This window comes from Paraburkholderia sp. SOS3 (assembly GCF_001922345.1).
Classification (GTDB): domain Bacteria; phylum Pseudomonadota; class Gammaproteobacteria; order Burkholderiales; family Burkholderiaceae; genus Paraburkholderia.
In genome coordinates this window covers 1,120,857-1,137,177 of the sequence record NZ_CP018811.1, presented here as the reverse complement: position 1 = coordinate 1,137,177, position 16,321 = coordinate 1,120,857, and the positions used below count along the sequence as shown (strand labels likewise).

Here is a 16,321-nt window from a genome sequence, read left to right as displayed (position 1 = left end):
CTTGCACACGAGCACTACTGAAAAGTGACGAACAATAAATGAGCGCGAAATCGAGGGGCCAAAAGGACCAGGCGGACCAGGCGGACCAGGCGACCTTGTCTTGCACCGCGCCGCGCCGGCGTGACGCTGCCGGCGATCCGTTACCGGGCCGTGCAACCGCTGGCGGCTGGATCAAGGCGCTGACGCTGCCGATCGGCGTGACGCTTGGCGTGACGCTGCCCAATGTCAGCCACGCTCAGGTCACTTTCGCCGGCAATTTCTACGGCCGTATCAATCTCGCGGGCTACGGTACTCAGACCTTTATTTTTTCAACCGGTACGACGATCACCAACAATGCGACCGCCGTCTATGGCCCGAGCGGCACGCAATGGACGATCACCAACCTCGGCCTGATCAAGAGTGTCGCCGCCGACGGCGTGCAGTTCCTGAGCGGCGGCGTGATCACGAACTCGGGCACGGCCTCCCAGATCGTCGGCGATGAGAACGGGGTGAACATCTCGGGACAACCCGGCACCGTGATCAACCAGGGGTCGATCTCCGGCCAGTTGGCGGCCGGCGTCAATCTGGGAGCCGGTAGCCAGGTCATGAACTCGGGCACTCGGGCGAATATCTCCGGGGCCACGAGCGGGGTCGACATCAACGGCAGCGGCACCGTCGTCAACAGCGGCATGATCAGCGCCAGCGCTGGCGCCGGCATCGAACTGGCCGGCGGCGGCAGTATCGGCAACAGCGGGGTTATTTCGGGCGTTTCCGCTGGGGTGCTGGTGACGGGCGGCGACACGCAGATCACGAATAGCGGGACGATCAGCGGCGCCACCACGGCCATTCAATTCGGCAGCGGCAACGATGTGCTGCAGATCAAACCAGGCGCGAGTTTTTTCGGTGTAGTCGACGGCGGCGGCGGCGACAATACGCTGGAGTTCGCGGCTGGCACGGGCGCGGGAACCTTTACAGGACTCGGGTCCAGCGGCTTTGTGAACTTCGGCACCGTCGATATCGACGCGGGCGCCAGCTGGACCTTCAGCAACAGCAACACGATCGGTACGGGCGTGTCGCTGACCAACAGCGGAACGCTGACCAGCACGGGCACGCTGGTCAACTCTGGAACGCTGACAAGCACGGGCACGCTGGTCAACTCTGGAACCCTGACCAACACGGGAACGCTGCTCGATACCGGAACGCTGGTTAATGCCGGGACGCTCGCGAATACCACCACCGGCGCTGTGACAGTGAGCGGCAGCTTGACCAATATCGGGCTGGTCGCGGGCGCAGTCACGCTCAGCAACGCGGGAACGCCGGGCAATGGCGCAACGCTGACCAACGCGGCGGGTGCAACGATATCGTCCGCGACCGACGCGGTCTACGGCAGCGCGAACGGTCCCGTCACCATCACCAACGACGGCATCATTACGGGCAGCGGAAATGCCGGCGTTGCGCTGCAGGCCGGAGGCATCGTGACGAACAACGGTACGGCCTCGCAGATCACAGGCGGTATGGACGGGGTCGATGTTTTCGGCCAGGCCAGCACCGTCATCAACCAGGGCACGATTAAGGGCACGGCGGCGCGCGGCATCTATCTCGGCGCCGGCGGCACGGTGACAAATTCGGGTACGTGGTCCACTGTCTCGGGTTCGACCGATGGAGTCATCGTCAAAGGCAGCGGCGATGTCTTCAACGATGGGACCATCAGGGGCGGGACCGGAGCGGGACATGGAGTCGCGTTCCTGACCGCCGGCGGCAGCTTCACGAACACCAATAGTTCGGCGTCGGTCTCCGGTGCACTCGGCGTCGCTTTCGACGCAGTCGCCACGATCAACAACGCCGGTACGATTACGGGTACGGCGCAAGAGGGTGTGCTGCTCGCTGGCGGCGGCAGCGTCGTCAATTCGGGCACCGCTTCGACGATATCGGGTGCGACCGGCGGCATCGCCGTTCAAGGCGGGGCCGGCACGATCACCAACGGCGGCACGATCAGTGCAGCAAGCGGCGCCGGCATCAGCCTCGGGGCCGGCGGCAGCGTCAACAATAGCGGGCTGATTTCGGGCACCAGCTATGGCGTTATCGCGACCGGCGGCAACACGCAGATCACCAACACCGGCACGATCAAGGCGACCGGCGCGAACGGTATCGGCGTGCTGTTCGAAACGGGCGCGTCGGGCACCATCGATAACGTCGGGACGATCGACGGCGCGGGCGGCACGGCCGTCAAATTCAGCGGCGGCACGAACGTACTGATTGTCGAAAGCGGCGGCGTGCTGAGCGGCATCGCGGACGGCACCAACGGCAACAACACGCTGCTGATCGAGGGAACGGGCCATCTTTCCGATGCGCAGATCGTCGGGTTCCAGAACACGGAGTTCAGCGGCACATCGACGCTCGACACCACGACCTCCGTGGTCAATCCGACGATCGCGAGCGGCGCGTCGGTCGTCAACCAAGGCACGATGTCGGGTGCGCTCAACGTGGTAGGCGGCGGCGTGCTGGACAATCCCGGCACCATCACGACCGCTGCGGCGTCGATCAACAGCGGGACGCTCACGAGCGAGGGCACGTTCATCAACAGCAGCGTGCTGATCAACAACGGTTCGTTCAGCAACAGCGGCGGCCTGACCAATAGCGGCACGCTGACCAACAACGGCAGCCTGACCAATATCGGTGTGCTGACCAACAATGGCTCGTTCGCCAATGCGGGTGCGCTCACCAACAACGGCACGATCAATGGCGCCGGGTCGCTTGGCAACAGCGCGAGCGTGGTCAATAACGGCCGGATCACGGGCGATACGAACGGCATTACCGGCAGCGGGTCGATTACGAATACCGGCACGATCATCGGCACGGCCGGCACAGGCGTCCAGATGACGGGCCCCGGCGTGCTGACCAACGCGGCGCATGCGCTAATTCAAGGCGGCCAGTACGGCATTCAGGTCGGCACGGGCAGCACGGTAAACAATGCCGGTACGATCCTCGACGATGCGATCGCTGGGGCCGCGCTCGGCAGCGGCGCGGTGGTCAACAACAGCGGCACGATCGGCGGCGTGACCGGCGCGGTGTTCACGGGCACCGGCGCGACGCTTGCCAACAGCGGCACGATCAGCGGCAGCGGCGGTATCGCCGTGCAGTTCGACGCGGGCGCGAACAGCCTGACGCTTGGCACCGGCTCGGTGCTCAACGGCGATATCGACGGCGGCGGCGGCGCGGGTCAGATCACCTTGACGGGCTCGGGCACGCTGACGAATGCCGTCACCCATTTCGGCGCCGGCAGCGGTCTCGGGATCGCGAGCGGCGCGAGCTGGATCGCGAGCGGTAACTGGGCCATCGCGACGGTGACCAATGCGGGCCTGTTTCAGGCGGGGACGCTCACGACGCCGTTGCAGCTGACCGGCAATTTCACGCAGTTGTCGGGCGCGACGCTGCAGGTGGCGCTGGGCGGCAATGGCAACGCATCGACATTCGCGATCGACGGCAGCGCCGCGCTCGCGGGCACGCTTGCGCTCGTCCCGACTGGCTCGTTCACGGTCGCCGGTACGCGCTACACGATCCTGACGGCAAGCAGCGGCGTGAGCGGCGTCTTCGGGCAGGTAACGTTCGGCAACGCGCTGCTTGCGCCCGACCTGACTTACGATCCGAACGATGTGGTCGTCACGTTTGGTCAACTGCCGGTTTCGACGGCGACTTCCACGCCCCTGGGAGGTGGCACGCCGAACCAGAGCGCGACGGCGTTCGCGCTCGACAAGGCAGTGGCGGCGAATCCGGCCGCGTTTGCGGCGACGCTCACCGGTCTCGACCAGATGTCGGCGGCGCAAGTGCGCGCTTCGCTCGACCGGCTGTCCGGAGAAAATTTCGCGAGCCTGCCGACCATTGCGCTGATGGCCGGCGAACAGTTCGTCAGTCAGTTCCAGCAGCAGGCGATTCTCGCGCGGCTAGGTGACAGTGCGAGCGCGGCCGGCCGCGACGCCGCGGCGGCGGGCGGACGTCAACAGCTGGCGAGCCTGAACGGCGCGCCGGTTACCAATCCGTGGGCCAATCTGTCCTTGCCGTGGGGGATCTGGGCGGCCGGCTACGGACAGATGGGCCACCTCGACGGCGACGGCAATACGCACGGCTTGAGCGAAAGCGTGACGGGTGCGGCCGTCGGCGCCGACTACAAGGTGAACCCTGCGCTGCGCGTGGGCCTTGCGGTGGGCTATGGGTCCGCCGCGTACAGCCTCGATAACGGCGGCGGCGCCGGCGACGTCAACTATACGCAGGTCGGCGTCTATAGCGACTATACGAAGGGGCCGGTCTATCTCGAAGGCATGCTCGGCGTGGCCGTCGGCAACGGCTCGACATCGCGTGATGCCTCGTTGCCAGGCGCGCCGGCCCAGGCGCACGCCGACGTTTCGTCTACCGAAGTATTGGGTGGCATCGAGGCCGGGTATCGTTTGCCGCTGAACCGGACGCTGACGTTGACGCCCTTCGCGGGGCTCAGCTTCGGGACCGTGTGGCAAAACGCATTCACGGAAAGCGGCGCGGGCGCGCTCGATCTGTCCACGCAGAATCAGTCGAAGAGTTCGGTGAAGAGCACGCTCGGAGCGCGCCTTGCCGCGGATGTTCCGGTCAGCCGCTGGCTCGTCGCGAGCAGCCTGCAGGTGGGCTGGTCTCACGAATTCGCGCCGACCGACCGCAATTCCACCGCGTATTTCGCGGGCCTGCCTTCGACGGCGTTTACGGTGGCAGGAGCGCGGGTGCCGGGCAATAGCGCGATGGTCGCGGTCGGGTTGTCGACCCGCGTGTCCGCGGGCGGAAGTCTCAATCTGCACTACGACGGCTATTTTTCGGGTACGGGAAGCAGCAATGCGGTGACGGGAAGCTTCCGCTACGTCTGGTAATCTCACGCGCCAGATCGTACTTCGCGTGAGCTCAGGCAGGTTATCGATGAATTATTCCGCCACGACACGCTGTTCTTGCGGGAGCGGTCTGCGCGCGCTGCGTTGCTGCGCGCTCGATCAGGCCTCGCTGGGGCCGCCCGAGGCGAGCCGGCATTTGCTGCCGCTGGTCGACGAGGCCATCGCGCTTCACGCGCGTAACGATCTCGCGCAGGCTGAAAAGCGTTGCCTCGAAGTGCTCGAACTGGCGCCGTCGCAGGGCGGCGCGCTCGCGGTGCTGTATCAGATCCGCAAGGCGCAGGGCGTGATTACGGCCGCCGAGATGCTCGTGCGCCGCCTCGTGACGTTCAACCCGAACAATGTCTGGGCGACGCACGAACTGACGCTCGCGCTGTTTGCCAGGCGTAAACTCGCCGATGCCGAAGTGCACGCGCGCAACGCGGTGCGTATTGCGCCGACCGACCCGCAGTCGCATAACCTGATGGGAATGGTTTTGACCGAGGCGAACCGGCCGCAGGTCGGCGAATATCACTACCGCCGCGCGCTCGAGCTAACGAACGAGCGCCCGCCCATCCTGCTCGCCAATCTTGCGTGGAACCTCAGGAACCAGGGGAAGATCGCTGAAGCGCGGGCGCTCTACGAGGAGTCGGTCGCGCTCGATTCCACCATTCTGCAAACCTGGCTGGGCTGGGCGCGTATGGAGGAATCGGACCGCGAGTTCGCGCGTGCCCACGCGCTGCTCGACGAAGCGCAGCGGCTTGCGCCCGGTAACCCGAGCGTTCTGCTGCACCGCGCGATTCTGCTCGCGAGGACAAAAGAATACGACGCCGCGCTCTCGATGCTGGAGCGGCTCGAGCGCGAAAGCGGCGGTCTCGGCACTGAAGAGTGGCTGGAAAAAGGACGTCTGCTCGACAAGATGGGGCGTTTCGACGAAGCATTTGCCGCGTTCGCCGAAGGCAAACGCATGCATCTCGAACAGGGCGGTCAGGCCTATCTTGACGATCATGCCAACGACCTGACCGAGCGCCTCAAGCGTTATTTCACCGCCGGCCGTCTGCGCATCGTGCCGCGTGCGGCGCCGGTGCGAAGCGGACCACGGCCGGTCTTTATTCTCGGCTTTCCGCGTTCCGGCACGACCATGGCAGAGCAGATCCTGTCGGCGCATCCGAAGATCTCGGCCGGCGACGAGCTGCCCTTTATCAATGAGCTAACCGAGCTGATGCCGCGCATGCTGAACAGCCCTTTGGCCTATCCGGAGGCGCTGGCCGATCTCTGGATGGGCGATCAGCGTGAAGGGCTCGACAATCTGCGCGATTACTACCTGCAGCGCGTGCGCCAACGCCGGCTCGCGGAAACGGACGCGGTGTGGTTCACCGACAAGATGCCGCTCAACGAAACGCATCTTGGTCTGATCGCGCTGCTGTTTCCCGATGCGCCGGTTATCTATATGCTGCGGCATCCGCTAGACGTCGTGCTGTCGTTATTCTCGAATCATTTGACGCATGGGTTCTATTGCGCGAATGCCCTGGAGACGGCTGCGCGACACTATGTGCGGATTGCGGAACTGGTCGAACACTATCGCACCGAGATGGCGCTCAAGGTGATGACGGTGCGCTACGAAGATGTGATACATGATCAGGAATCCAACGTAAAGCGCATGCTGGATTTCGTCGGCGTCGAGTTTGACCAGCGTTGCCTGAATTTTCACGAAAACCGCCGCTATGCACGCACAGCCAGTTATGCGCAGGTAACCGAGAAGCTTTATAGCCGTTCGCGTTTTCGCTACCGGCATTACCTCAAACATCTCGCGCCTGTTATTCCTGTTCTTGAGCCGATGATCGAACGTCTCGGCTATACGATCGATGAATAGCTTCACTCAGACTGGGGCGGGCCAGCGTGCCCTCGAAGCTGGATTGGCCGAGGCCGCCGCGCATGAGCAGGCCGGCAGGCTCGACGAGGCCGAACAGGTTCTTGCACAGCTGCTCGAGGCAATGCCCGAAAGCGCGATCGCGCATCATCAGGCCGGAATCGTCTCACACAAGCGGGGGCGTGTGCGGGAGGCGCTTGGCCGCATGGAACAGGCACTGCGCCTGCAGCCCGATCAGCCGGTTTTTTATCGCAACATCGCCGAGCTCTATCGCCTCGAATCGAGGCTCGACGAGGCGCACGAGTATGCGTCGCGCTCGGTCAGTCTTGCGCCCGAAGATGCGCACGGCTATTACAACCTTGGCGTGATTCAATACGATTGCCTCGAGATCGAGCAGGCTATCGGTAGCCTGCGTCGCGCGTTGCTGCTCGATAACACGATAGCCGCCGCGCATTTCGAACTGGCTGAGGCGTTGTTGGTGAGCGGCCAGTTCGAAGAGGGCTGGCGCGAATATGAATGGCGCTTTTCGATGGCCCATTCTCCGAGCCTGCTGCCCTCGAATGATCGGCCGCTTTGGGACGGCAAGCCGATGCCCGGTGGCACGCTGCTGTTGATCGGCGATCAGGGATTTGGAGACACGATTCAGTTCAGCCGGTATATCCCCGAGGTTGCGAAGCGGTGCTCGACCGTGGTGGTTGCATGCAGCCGCGACATGCAGCCTATCGTCGCGCAGCACGCAGGTATCGCCCGCTGTGTCGATCGATGGGACGACGTGCCCGCATTCGACGCTTATTGTCCGCTCTCAGGGTTGCCACACTGCTTCGGTACACGGGTTGAAACGATTCCCGCGGCGCCCCGTTATCTGCACGCTGATCCGCAATGGGTATCGCAGTGGCGCGCGAGAATCGACGCACTGGTGCCGGCAGGGTACCGCCGCATCGGTCTGGTGTGGGCGGGACGGCCCACGCATGGCAATGACTTCAACCGATCGATGCATCTGCAACAACTGGAGGCGCTAGCGAAGCTCGAACGGGTGGCGTTTATTTCGTTGCAGATGGGTCCGACGCAAGCGGAAATTGGCCGCTACTTCGGCGCGGCACCCCTGTTCAATCTTGGCGCCGAAATCCGCGACTTCAACGATACGATGGCGATTCTCGCGAATATCGAACAGTTAGTTACAGTCGATACCGCCGTCGCGCATCTGGCCGGTGCGATGGGTGTGCCGGTTTTCCTGATGCTGCCTTACGCGCCCGACTGGCGCTGGTTGATGACGCGCAGCGATACACCCTGGTACCCGAGTGTGACGCTGTGCCGCCAACGTAGACCGGGGCATTGGCAGGGGGTGGTCGAGCAGGTGGCCGATGCACTGAGGGTTACAGTCTGACGACCATCATTCGCTCACGCTTCGCGGGTCGGTCCGCCGTCCTCGCGGGACATCACGATCCACGTGACAGGCCCTTCGATTCGCTCGCGGCCAATGCCTTCGGGGAACACGTCGCCCTCCTTGAACATGCGCTCCTGCACGAACGCGCCCGGCGATTCGAGCACGCCCCAGCGGCCCGCGTAGGGGCAGCGCTCGCCGGTCTTTCGCGAGATATGCGGCTTCTGCACTTCATCGTGCGGGACCGTTACCTGCTCGCTCGCGAAGTGCAACAGATCCTTCGGATAAAAACGCATGTCGCGATAGCTGCGGTCGTCGATGTTCCAAAGCAGCGTCACCAGCCCGGCCTCGAACGCCCAATACCCGAAAAAGCCCGCTTCGAGACGCTTGTGGCGGTCGTACCAGTAGCAATCCTTCATGCCGCCATACCAGCGCTTCAGGTAGTCGGCCATTGCCTGTTGCTGTGCCTCATCTTGCGTTTCTGTTGCGCGCAACAGGTCGGCGTAGGGCTTCTCGTGGATCAGCGAATCACCCGGCAGGGAAATGCCCAGGCGGCCAAACAGGCGGCTCACCAACACGTCCTGGCCGTCCTCGGATTCAGTGCTAATCCACGTCGCGATGACCGGCACCCATTCCCTCAGGCCGAGCAGCACCGCCAGCGATAGCAGCCACATTACGTATTGGTAGGCGTCAGGCTCCCAAAGGCGCAGTCGTCCGTAGTCTGGATATGATTCATAGTGGGACTTGAACAATTCCATGCAGCGGGTCAAGTCATCTTTGAGTGAAGCCACGGCTTCACCGGCTGAATAGCGGGCAATCAGAATTTCTAACGATATAGTGCCCCTGTCCCAAGATAGACCTCGCTTGTGTCCAGGGAATTTTTCTGGAGCAGCAAGCATCTGCTCAAGCTTCACTAACCGGCCTTCCTTGTACTCCAATTTTTCTCGGTAGTGATGCTCTGGAAGCAAAGGCTCACGCCTCAGTTTGTCGAATGCTTCACTCATTTTGGTAGCTGTTCCTTTCGTGTGGGTTTCCTATCAGAGTCGTTCAATTCACAGGCACCGTAACAGGCTTTCCCGCCGCATCCTGCAATGCTTTACCGCTCTCGTCGAGCTTGGTAATGCTCGTAACCTTGCCATTCACTTCTCACCTAATCAAGAGAGCATCAATGTGGAGCGCATGCTCGGAGCGATCGAGGACGGCCATAACGCATCGAAGTAGCCCGTTGCCTGTTTTTCCCACTGTGCACCATCGTCTCGCTGAAACCGCTGCAGCACCTCTCCTGACTGATGCAAAATAGTCGGATTCCAAAACGCGGAGTCCAGTCGTGGGCGTCAACTTCGACTTGAACGATTTGCAGGCGTTTCGCGCGGTCGTGGAGCTGGGAAGCTTCCGCAAAGCTGCCGAGGCCGTGAGCATTTCCCAACCGGCTTTGAGTCGCCGGATCGACAAGCTCGAGGAAGCGCTCGGCGTGCGTCTGTTCGAGCGAACCACACGCAGCGTCACACTCACGACGGTCGGCCGCGTGTTCGCCCCGAGCGCGGAACGACTGCTGGATGACCTTGACATCGCACTGCTCGGCATTCGCGATGTTTCATCGAGCCGCCTGGGTCAGGTGACTATCGCGTGCGTGCCATCGGTGGCGTACTACTTTCTGCCTGGCGTCATCGCAAGCTACCATCGCCGCTTTCCACGCATCCGGGTCAAGCTTCTCGATGCGAGTGCCAACGAGGTACTCGGCGCCGTCAACAGCGGCGAGGCCGATTTCGGCGTGAGCTTCATGGGCAGTCAGGAATCCGAGATCGAATTCAAAGTCCTGCTGCAGGAGCGATTCGTTGCTGCCTGCCGCCGCGACCATCCGCTCGCACGCAAGAAGCGCGTGACGTGGGACGAACTCTACGAACACGACTACGTCTCTGTCGACAAGACTTCCGGTAACCGCCTGTTGCTCGACCAGGCACTCACCGCCGTGTCGCCTCGCGCGCCAAGCGTCTGCGAAACACGGCACGTGACGACGATGCTCGGATTGATCGAAGCGGGACTCGGCGTCGCCGCCGTGCCGTCGATGGCCATGCCCGGACACGACCACCCGATCCTCACGAGCGTGCCGCTCGTCGAACCGGTGGTGAAACGACGCATTGGAATCGTAAGACGGCGCGGACGGCCGCTCACGCCGGCGGCACAGGAGTTTCACCGGGCGATCATCGAGACGAAGCGCGCCGGCGCCGCAACCAGCGAAGCCGCGAGCAACAGCACGACCAAGACCACAACCACGACAACGGCGGCCAGGACGAGAAGGAAGACCGCATCGTGAGGTCGGCAAGACCGCTTCATTTGCTTTATGTGCAAGTGCTGCTCGCAATGGTGCTGGGCATCACCGTCGGGCACTTATGGCCGGCGACGGGCACGCTGCTCAAACCTCTCGGCGACGCGTTCGTCGCGCTCGTGCGGATGATGATCGCGCCGATCGTCTTCTGCACGATCGTCTCGGGCATCACGTCGCTCGCCAGCGGGAAGGCCATCGGACGCACGATCGTCCGGGCACTGGCGCTTTTCTATCTTCTGACGGCTGTCGCGCTCGTGCTCGGACTCGTTGCCGCGTTCGTGCTGCGACCGGGGGCGGGCATGCACATCGACGTGCATCGTCTCGATTCGAGCATCCTCGCGCAATATACGAAGCACACGCAGACGGGCGGGCTCGTGGCGTTCGGTCTGAACGTGATCCCGGAGACCGTGCTCGGCGCATTCGACAAAGGCGAGGTGCTGCCGGTGCTGCTGCTTTCGCTGCTCTTCGGCTTCTCGCTGAATTCGTATCCGCGGGCCGGTCGGCCCGTGCTGGCGCTCATCGACAGCGTCGCGCAAATGCTGTTCGGCGTGCTCGCGATGATCATGCGGCTCGCTCCGCTCGGCGCATTCGGCGCGATGGCTTTCACCGTGGGCCGCTTCGGCATTCGTTCGGTCGGCTCGCTCGGCATGCTGATCGTGTCCCTCTACGTCGCATGCGTGCTGTTCGTCGCGCTGGTGCTCGCGCCGCTCGCGCGTCTGCACGGTTTCGCGCTCTGGCGACTGTTGCGCTACATGCGCGAGGAATTGCTGATCGTTCTCGCAACATCGTCGACGGAGCCGGTGCTGCCGCGTTTGATCGCGAAGCTCGAGATGCTCGGTTGCGACAAGGGCGTCGTGGGACTCGTGCTGCCCGCGGGCTATTCGTTCAATCTGGACGGCACCGCGATCTATCTGACGCTCGCCGCGATGTTCATCGCGCAGGCGTGCGATGTGCCGCTTTCCGCGCCGCAGATCGCGACCATGCTCGCCGTCATGTTGCTCACATCAAAGGGCGCGGCCGGCGTATCCGGCAGCGGGCTCGTCGCGCTCGTCGCCACGCTCACGGTGATTCCGGATCTGCCCGTCGCCGGCGTGGCGCTGCTGGTGGGTATCGACCGCTTCATGTCCGAGGCGCGCGCCCTCACGAGCGTCATCAGCAACGCGTGCGCCGTCATCTTCGTTTCGATGTGGGAAGGCTCGTGCGATCGCGTGCGTCTCGCACAGATGCTAAGGACGTCAGGGCCAGGCCGCCCGGACGTTGCGAACGACCCCGCGACGTCCGCGGGACATGATGGGAAGACCGGCTGAGGCAGGCCTTCCCGCCGTTCTCTCAATGCGCGGAGACGGAATCGAGCCCGGTCGATTTCACTTCTGCTTGCACAGCGGGCGATGCGAGATAGTCGAGGAGCGCCTTCGCCTCGTTCGGATGCTGCGCACCGACGGGGATGCCGGCCGCGAAACGCGTGACGGACTGCAAAGACTCGGGAATCCTGCCGGCGAATGTGACACCCTGCACAGGCAGCAATTCGCTCACCTGCTGAAAGCCGACTTCGTAGTTACCGTTCGCCACCACCGAGGCCACGGGAATCCGCGGGATCATCTTCGCCTTCGCCCTGACCTGATCCTCGATGCCGAGCTTCCTGAACAACTCTCGCTCGATATAGACGCCGCTCGCGCTGTCCGAGTAGGCAATCGACTTCGCATGCAGCAGCGTCTGCCTGAGACTTTCCGCCGAGCTGATGTCGGGCTTCGGCGCACCTTCGCGCACGACCATGCCGATGCGCGAATCGGCCAGTTCGACCCGCGATCCGGGGATGACCTTGCCTTGTTTGATCAGCTCGTCGAGTGCATAGCCGACCATGATGACGACGTCCGCGGGCTCGCCGCGCGCGAGCCGGTTGGGGATCGCTTCGGGCGACTTGCCCATCGACGGCCCGAGCGCGGTGTCGAGCGTGTCGCCCGTCCGGGACGAGAATCTCGGCCCGAGCACCTTGTACGCTGCGGTGAAGCCTCCCGAACTCATGACATGCAGGTCGGCGGCCTGCACGTTCGCCGCAGCGGCCGAGCTTGCGACGAGCGCCGCCGCGCAAAGTTTCAGAAGCAGCTTTTTCATGGTCGTGATTGTGGTCGTGCAGGATCGCAATGGGGTGCGCAGCCAGCGCATCAGTGCGCCGGGGTCAGCGTCACCGCGCGACGGCGATAGAGCGCGAACGTCGCAAGAAGCGCGCACGCTGCGGCGAAGCTCATCCAGTAGCCGGGAGCGGCCTTGTCGCCGGTCATATGAATGAGTGCCGTCGAGATCGCGGGCGTGAAGCCTCCGAACACGGCCGTCGCGAGGCTGTAGGCGAGCGAGAAACCAGCGACGCGCACCTGCACCGGCATCACTTCCGTGAGCGCGACGACCATCGCGCCGTTATAGATGCCGTACATGAACGAGAGCCAGAGCAGGACGAGCAGCGTGTTGACGAAGCTCGGCGCGTGAGCGAGCAGCGAGAGTGCCGGATAGGCGGTCGCGATGGCGAGCACCGTCATGCCGACGAGCAACGGGCGGCGGCCGATCCTGTCGGAGAGCGCCCCGCCGATCGGCAGCCACACGAAGTTCGACACGCCGACGCACAGCGTCACGAGCAGACTGTCGGCGGTGCTCAGGTGCAGCACCGTCTTGCCGAAGGTCGGCGCGTAGACCGTGATGAGATAGAAGCTCGTGGTGGTCATCGCCACCAGCATCATGCCTGCGACGACGACGGACCAGTTCTGGACCAGCGTGCCGAATACTTCCTTCATGGTCGGACGATGCCGGCGCGCCTTGAACTCCTGCGTTTCCTCCAGATTGCGGCGCAGCATGAAGATGAACGGCACGATCATGCAGCCGACGAAGAACGGCACGCGCCAGCCCCATGCGGCGATAGCGGATGCGCTGAGCCACTGGTTGAGCGCGAAGCCGAGGCCTGCGGCGACGACGATCGCCACCTGCTGGCTCGCGGACTGCCAGCTCGTGAAGAAGCCCTTGCGGCCGGCCGTGGCCATCTCGGCGAGGTAGACCGACACGCCGCCCAGTTCCGCACCCGCCGAGAAGCCCTGCAGCAGCCGTCCGAGCAGCACGAGCGCCGGCGCCAGAAGGCCGATCGTCGCGTAGCCCGGTACGAATGCGATCAGAATGGTGCCGCTCGCCATGATCGACAGCGTGACGATGAGACCCTTGCGGCGGCCGACGTCGTCGATGTAGGCGCCGAGCACGATCGCACCCAGTGGCCGCATCAGGAAGCCCGCGCCAAAGACGGCGAAGGTCATCATCAACGATGCGAACTCGCTCTGGGCAGGAAAGAAGACGTTGGCGATCTGCGTGGCGTAAAAGCCGAACAGGAAGAAGTCGAACTGCTCCAGGAAATTCCCGGCCGTTACGCGGAACACCGCAGCGGCCTTTGAACGTCCGGTCGAAAGGTTAGACGAGGGGTGCATCGAGGTGTCTCCTGAAAACTCGAAAAGGCGCGGTGGTCCGGCCGATTGTGGTTTTGGCGATATTCGCCCGGCGCCGGTAAAACGATAAGTGCAATTTTTGGAACGATTGATGTTCTGTGGTTATCAATCGGAGTTCGCAGGCGTCGCCGGCTCATCGTCACTACGCATTCAGAAGTCCGTTCGCACGGTCAACATCACGTTACGTCGATCGCCGAACACGCTATAAAACTGGCCGGGTGGACGAATGTAGTAGCCCCGGTTGAAGATGTTATTCAACTGCAGCGTCGCTTCCAGGTGCTTGTTGAAGCGATAACCGACCTGCGCATTGAAGATGGCATACGCACCCTGTTCGACGCCGCGCGATATGCGGGTCTGCGCGAGCATGCCGCCGCCAATCGACACGCCGCGCATCGCGCCCTGCGAAAACTGATATCGAGTCCACAGCTTGAACAGATGTTTCGGGTCCGTGCCATCGGTGAGCCCGGGCGTATCGTCCTCGAAGTGCTCGTTCAGATACGTATAGCCCGCGTAGACGTTCAAATCCGGCAACGGCTGTCCGGCGACTTCGAGTTCGACGCCCTGACTGCGCGCCTTGCCAGCCGCAATGTAGTAATACTGGTGATCGGGGTCGTCCACCGCGCGATTGTTGTCGTTGATGCGGAACAACGCCAGGTTCGTATTCAACCGTCCACCGAGAATGCTGCTCTTCACGCCGACCTCGTACTGCTCGCCCGAGCGCGGTGGAATGCCTGCGCCGGAAAACGTCGTTTCTGTCTGCGCATCGAGGAAGCGTGCGTAGTTCGCGTACGCCGTGACGGCCGGCACGATATCCCAGACGAGTCCCGCCGACGGTAGAAAGCGATGGTCGATCTGCGAGTTCGTCGCCCAGTCCGAGACCTCGGGTAGCGTCGATTGCGTGCGATCCTGCACGAACGCTTCACGCCCGCCGAGCACGAGGGTCAGCGGATTCGCGAGCTTGATGCGAGCCTGAGCGTAGATGCCGTACTGGACAGTGCGCTCGTTAGTGCCGAAGCTGAACGGCGTATCGACCTGCGGCACGGCGTTCGGATCGAACAGGCTGAAGGTGCCACCGGCGAACGGGCCAGCGACGGACTGGAAGCCGGAAAGCGCCGTCGACGACATCACCGAATAGTTCGCGCCAACCGTCAGCGTATGCGTCTGCCCGAAAAGCTGGATCGGACCGGACACGTTGCTGTCCGCGCCGAACCAGTCGTAGGTATTGCGCTGGTTCTGATCGCCGTAACGGCTAAGGCCATCGGCGGTCGCGCCGGGTCCCGAGTACGCGTAATAGGCCCGCGTCAGCATGTGTCGATAAAACAGCGTGGTCGACGACTTCCACCCGCTCTCGAAGCGATGCACGAGGTTCGCGTTCGCTTCCTGAATCGACGTGTACGAACTGTTCCAGCTCGGGCTGAAGTTCTGCGCGTACGAACTCGGCACGCGGCCGACGAGCGCGGTCCGGTCCGCGTTGACAACGCCGCTCGCGCCGTAGTCGAAGCCGTACATCGGCAGGACTTCATAGCCGCCCGAGAGCGAAAGCGTCGTGCGCGGCGTGAAGTCGTAGTCGACTGCGCCATAGACCATGAATTCCTTGCTACGCGCCCGATCGATGGATTCGTGCCCCGCGTCGCCGACGATCACCGCGCGCCCACGCAGGCTGCCATCCTTATTGAGCGGTCCGGTGACGTCGATCATCTGGCGCAAGCTGCCGAAGGAATCGACCTGAGTTTCCGTCGTCAAATGGAACTGATTCTGTGGCCGCTTACGCACGAGATTGACCACGCCGCCCGGCTCGCCCGCGCCATCGATCACGCCGGCCGGCCCGCGCAATACTTCTACGCGGTCATACATCGCGAGGTCGAATTGCGTCAGATATTGCAGACCGCTGACGATCGGCGTGCCATCGAACTCGATGCCGAGCTGCGAGCCGCGAGCGCGGAAGTAGGCCGTGCCGTCCCCGTAGCTGATCGAGCTGACGCCGACCACGTAACGCAAGGCTTCCTCGATGGTCGTGTCGCTACGGTCGTCCATTTGCTGGCGGGTGACGACGGACACCGAGTACGGCGTCTCCTTGATCGACTGCGCGCTCTTGCCCGCGATGGTCGCGTTTTTCGCGGCGTACGAGCCGGTGCCTTCGGTCGTTGCATCGGCGCCGTAGCTGCTGGTCACCGTGACGGCAGGCAGCGTGACTTCGCCGCCTGCGGGGTCGGCAGACTGCGCGCGCGACGGCGGCGACATCGCGCCGAACACCGTCAGGAGCGCGAGCCCCAGTGGCGTCATGCGCGCGTGCCATCCCGTTAGCGGCGCAGGCGCCGCGCCGTGCAGGTCTTTCGTTTTTCTCATGTTTTTCATCCCATCGTTGAGTAGACAAACGGTGCTATCCCGCGCATGCGGGCTCGAATC

9 protein-coding genes are annotated in these 16,321 nt (G+C 63.3%); 5 read left to right on the top strand and 4 right to left on the bottom strand.

Annotated elements, in window-relative coordinates; translation table 11 throughout:
• Positions 1 to 38 precede the first annotated feature (38 nt).
• From BTO02_RS05195 to BTO02_RS05185, 3 genes are read left to right on the top strand one after another with little or no spacing between them, the layout of a single operon-like run.
• Positions 39 to 4,868, top strand: a complete 4,830-nt coding sequence (locus BTO02_RS05195) for an autotransporter domain-containing protein (RefSeq protein WP_075156128.1) — start codon at positions 39 to 41, stop codon at positions 4,866 to 4,868.
• Between the two features lie 46 nt (positions 4,869 to 4,914).
• Positions 4,915 to 6,735 carry a tetratricopeptide repeat-containing sulfotransferase family protein gene (locus BTO02_RS05190; RefSeq protein WP_075156127.1) on the top strand — a complete coding sequence of 607 codons (1,821 nt, stop codon included), beginning with the start codon at positions 4,915 to 4,917 and terminating at the stop codon, positions 6,733 to 6,735.
• Positions 6,728 to 8,116: a tetratricopeptide repeat protein gene (locus BTO02_RS05185; RefSeq protein ID WP_075156126.1), complete on the top strand. Its 1,389-nt coding sequence runs from the start codon at positions 6,728 to 6,730 to the stop codon at positions 8,114 to 8,116. The genes BTO02_RS05190 and BTO02_RS05185 overlap by 8 nt, the downstream gene beginning before the upstream one ends.
• 14 nt (positions 8,117 to 8,130) lie before the next feature.
• On the opposite strand, the gene BTO02_RS05180 is transcribed toward BTO02_RS05185, so the two are convergent.
• Positions 8,131 to 9,117, bottom strand: coding sequence for a PoNi-like cognate immunity protein (locus BTO02_RS05180; RefSeq protein WP_075156125.1), 987 nt, complete (start codon positions 9,115 to 9,117; stop codon positions 8,131 to 8,133).
• Positions 9,118 to 9,440: 323 nt separating this feature from the next.
• Here BTO02_RS05180 and BTO02_RS05175 point away from each other — a divergent pair, with 323 nt between their 5' ends.
• Positions 9,441 to 10,427, top strand: coding sequence for a LysR family transcriptional regulator (locus BTO02_RS05175; protein ID WP_075156124.1), 987 nt, complete (start codon positions 9,441 to 9,443; stop codon positions 10,425 to 10,427).
• A complete protein-coding gene (gene dctA / locus BTO02_RS05170) occupies positions 10,424 to 11,746 on the top strand; it encodes a C4-dicarboxylate transporter DctA (protein ID WP_075156123.1) in 1,323 nt (440 codons plus the stop codon). The genes BTO02_RS05175 and dctA overlap by 4 nt, the downstream gene beginning before the upstream one ends.
• Before the next feature lie 22 nt (positions 11,747 to 11,768).
• Here the strand turns inward: dctA and BTO02_RS05165 are convergent, their stop codons facing one another.
• The 3 genes from BTO02_RS05165 to BTO02_RS05155 all read right to left on the bottom strand — a co-directional run bounded on the left by BTO02_RS05165 (position 11,769) and on the right by BTO02_RS05155 (position 16,261).
• Positions 11,769 to 12,551 carry a substrate-binding domain-containing protein gene (locus BTO02_RS05165; RefSeq protein ID WP_075156122.1) on the bottom strand — a complete coding sequence of 261 codons (783 nt, stop codon included), beginning with the start codon at positions 12,549 to 12,551 and terminating at the stop codon, positions 11,769 to 11,771.
• 50 nt (positions 12,552 to 12,601) lie between these two features.
• The gene (locus tag BTO02_RS05160; protein WP_075156121.1) at positions 12,602 to 13,897 is read right to left on the bottom strand and encodes an MFS transporter; all 1,296 of its coding nucleotides are present in this window, start codon (positions 13,895 to 13,897) and stop codon (positions 12,602 to 12,604) included.
• 168 nt (positions 13,898 to 14,065) lie between these two features.
• Positions 14,066 to 16,261 carry a TonB-dependent siderophore receptor gene (locus BTO02_RS05155; protein ID WP_232243453.1) on the bottom strand — a complete coding sequence of 732 codons (2,196 nt, stop codon included), beginning with the start codon at positions 16,259 to 16,261 and terminating at the stop codon, positions 14,066 to 14,068.
• Positions 16,262 to 16,321 lie beyond the last annotated feature (60 nt).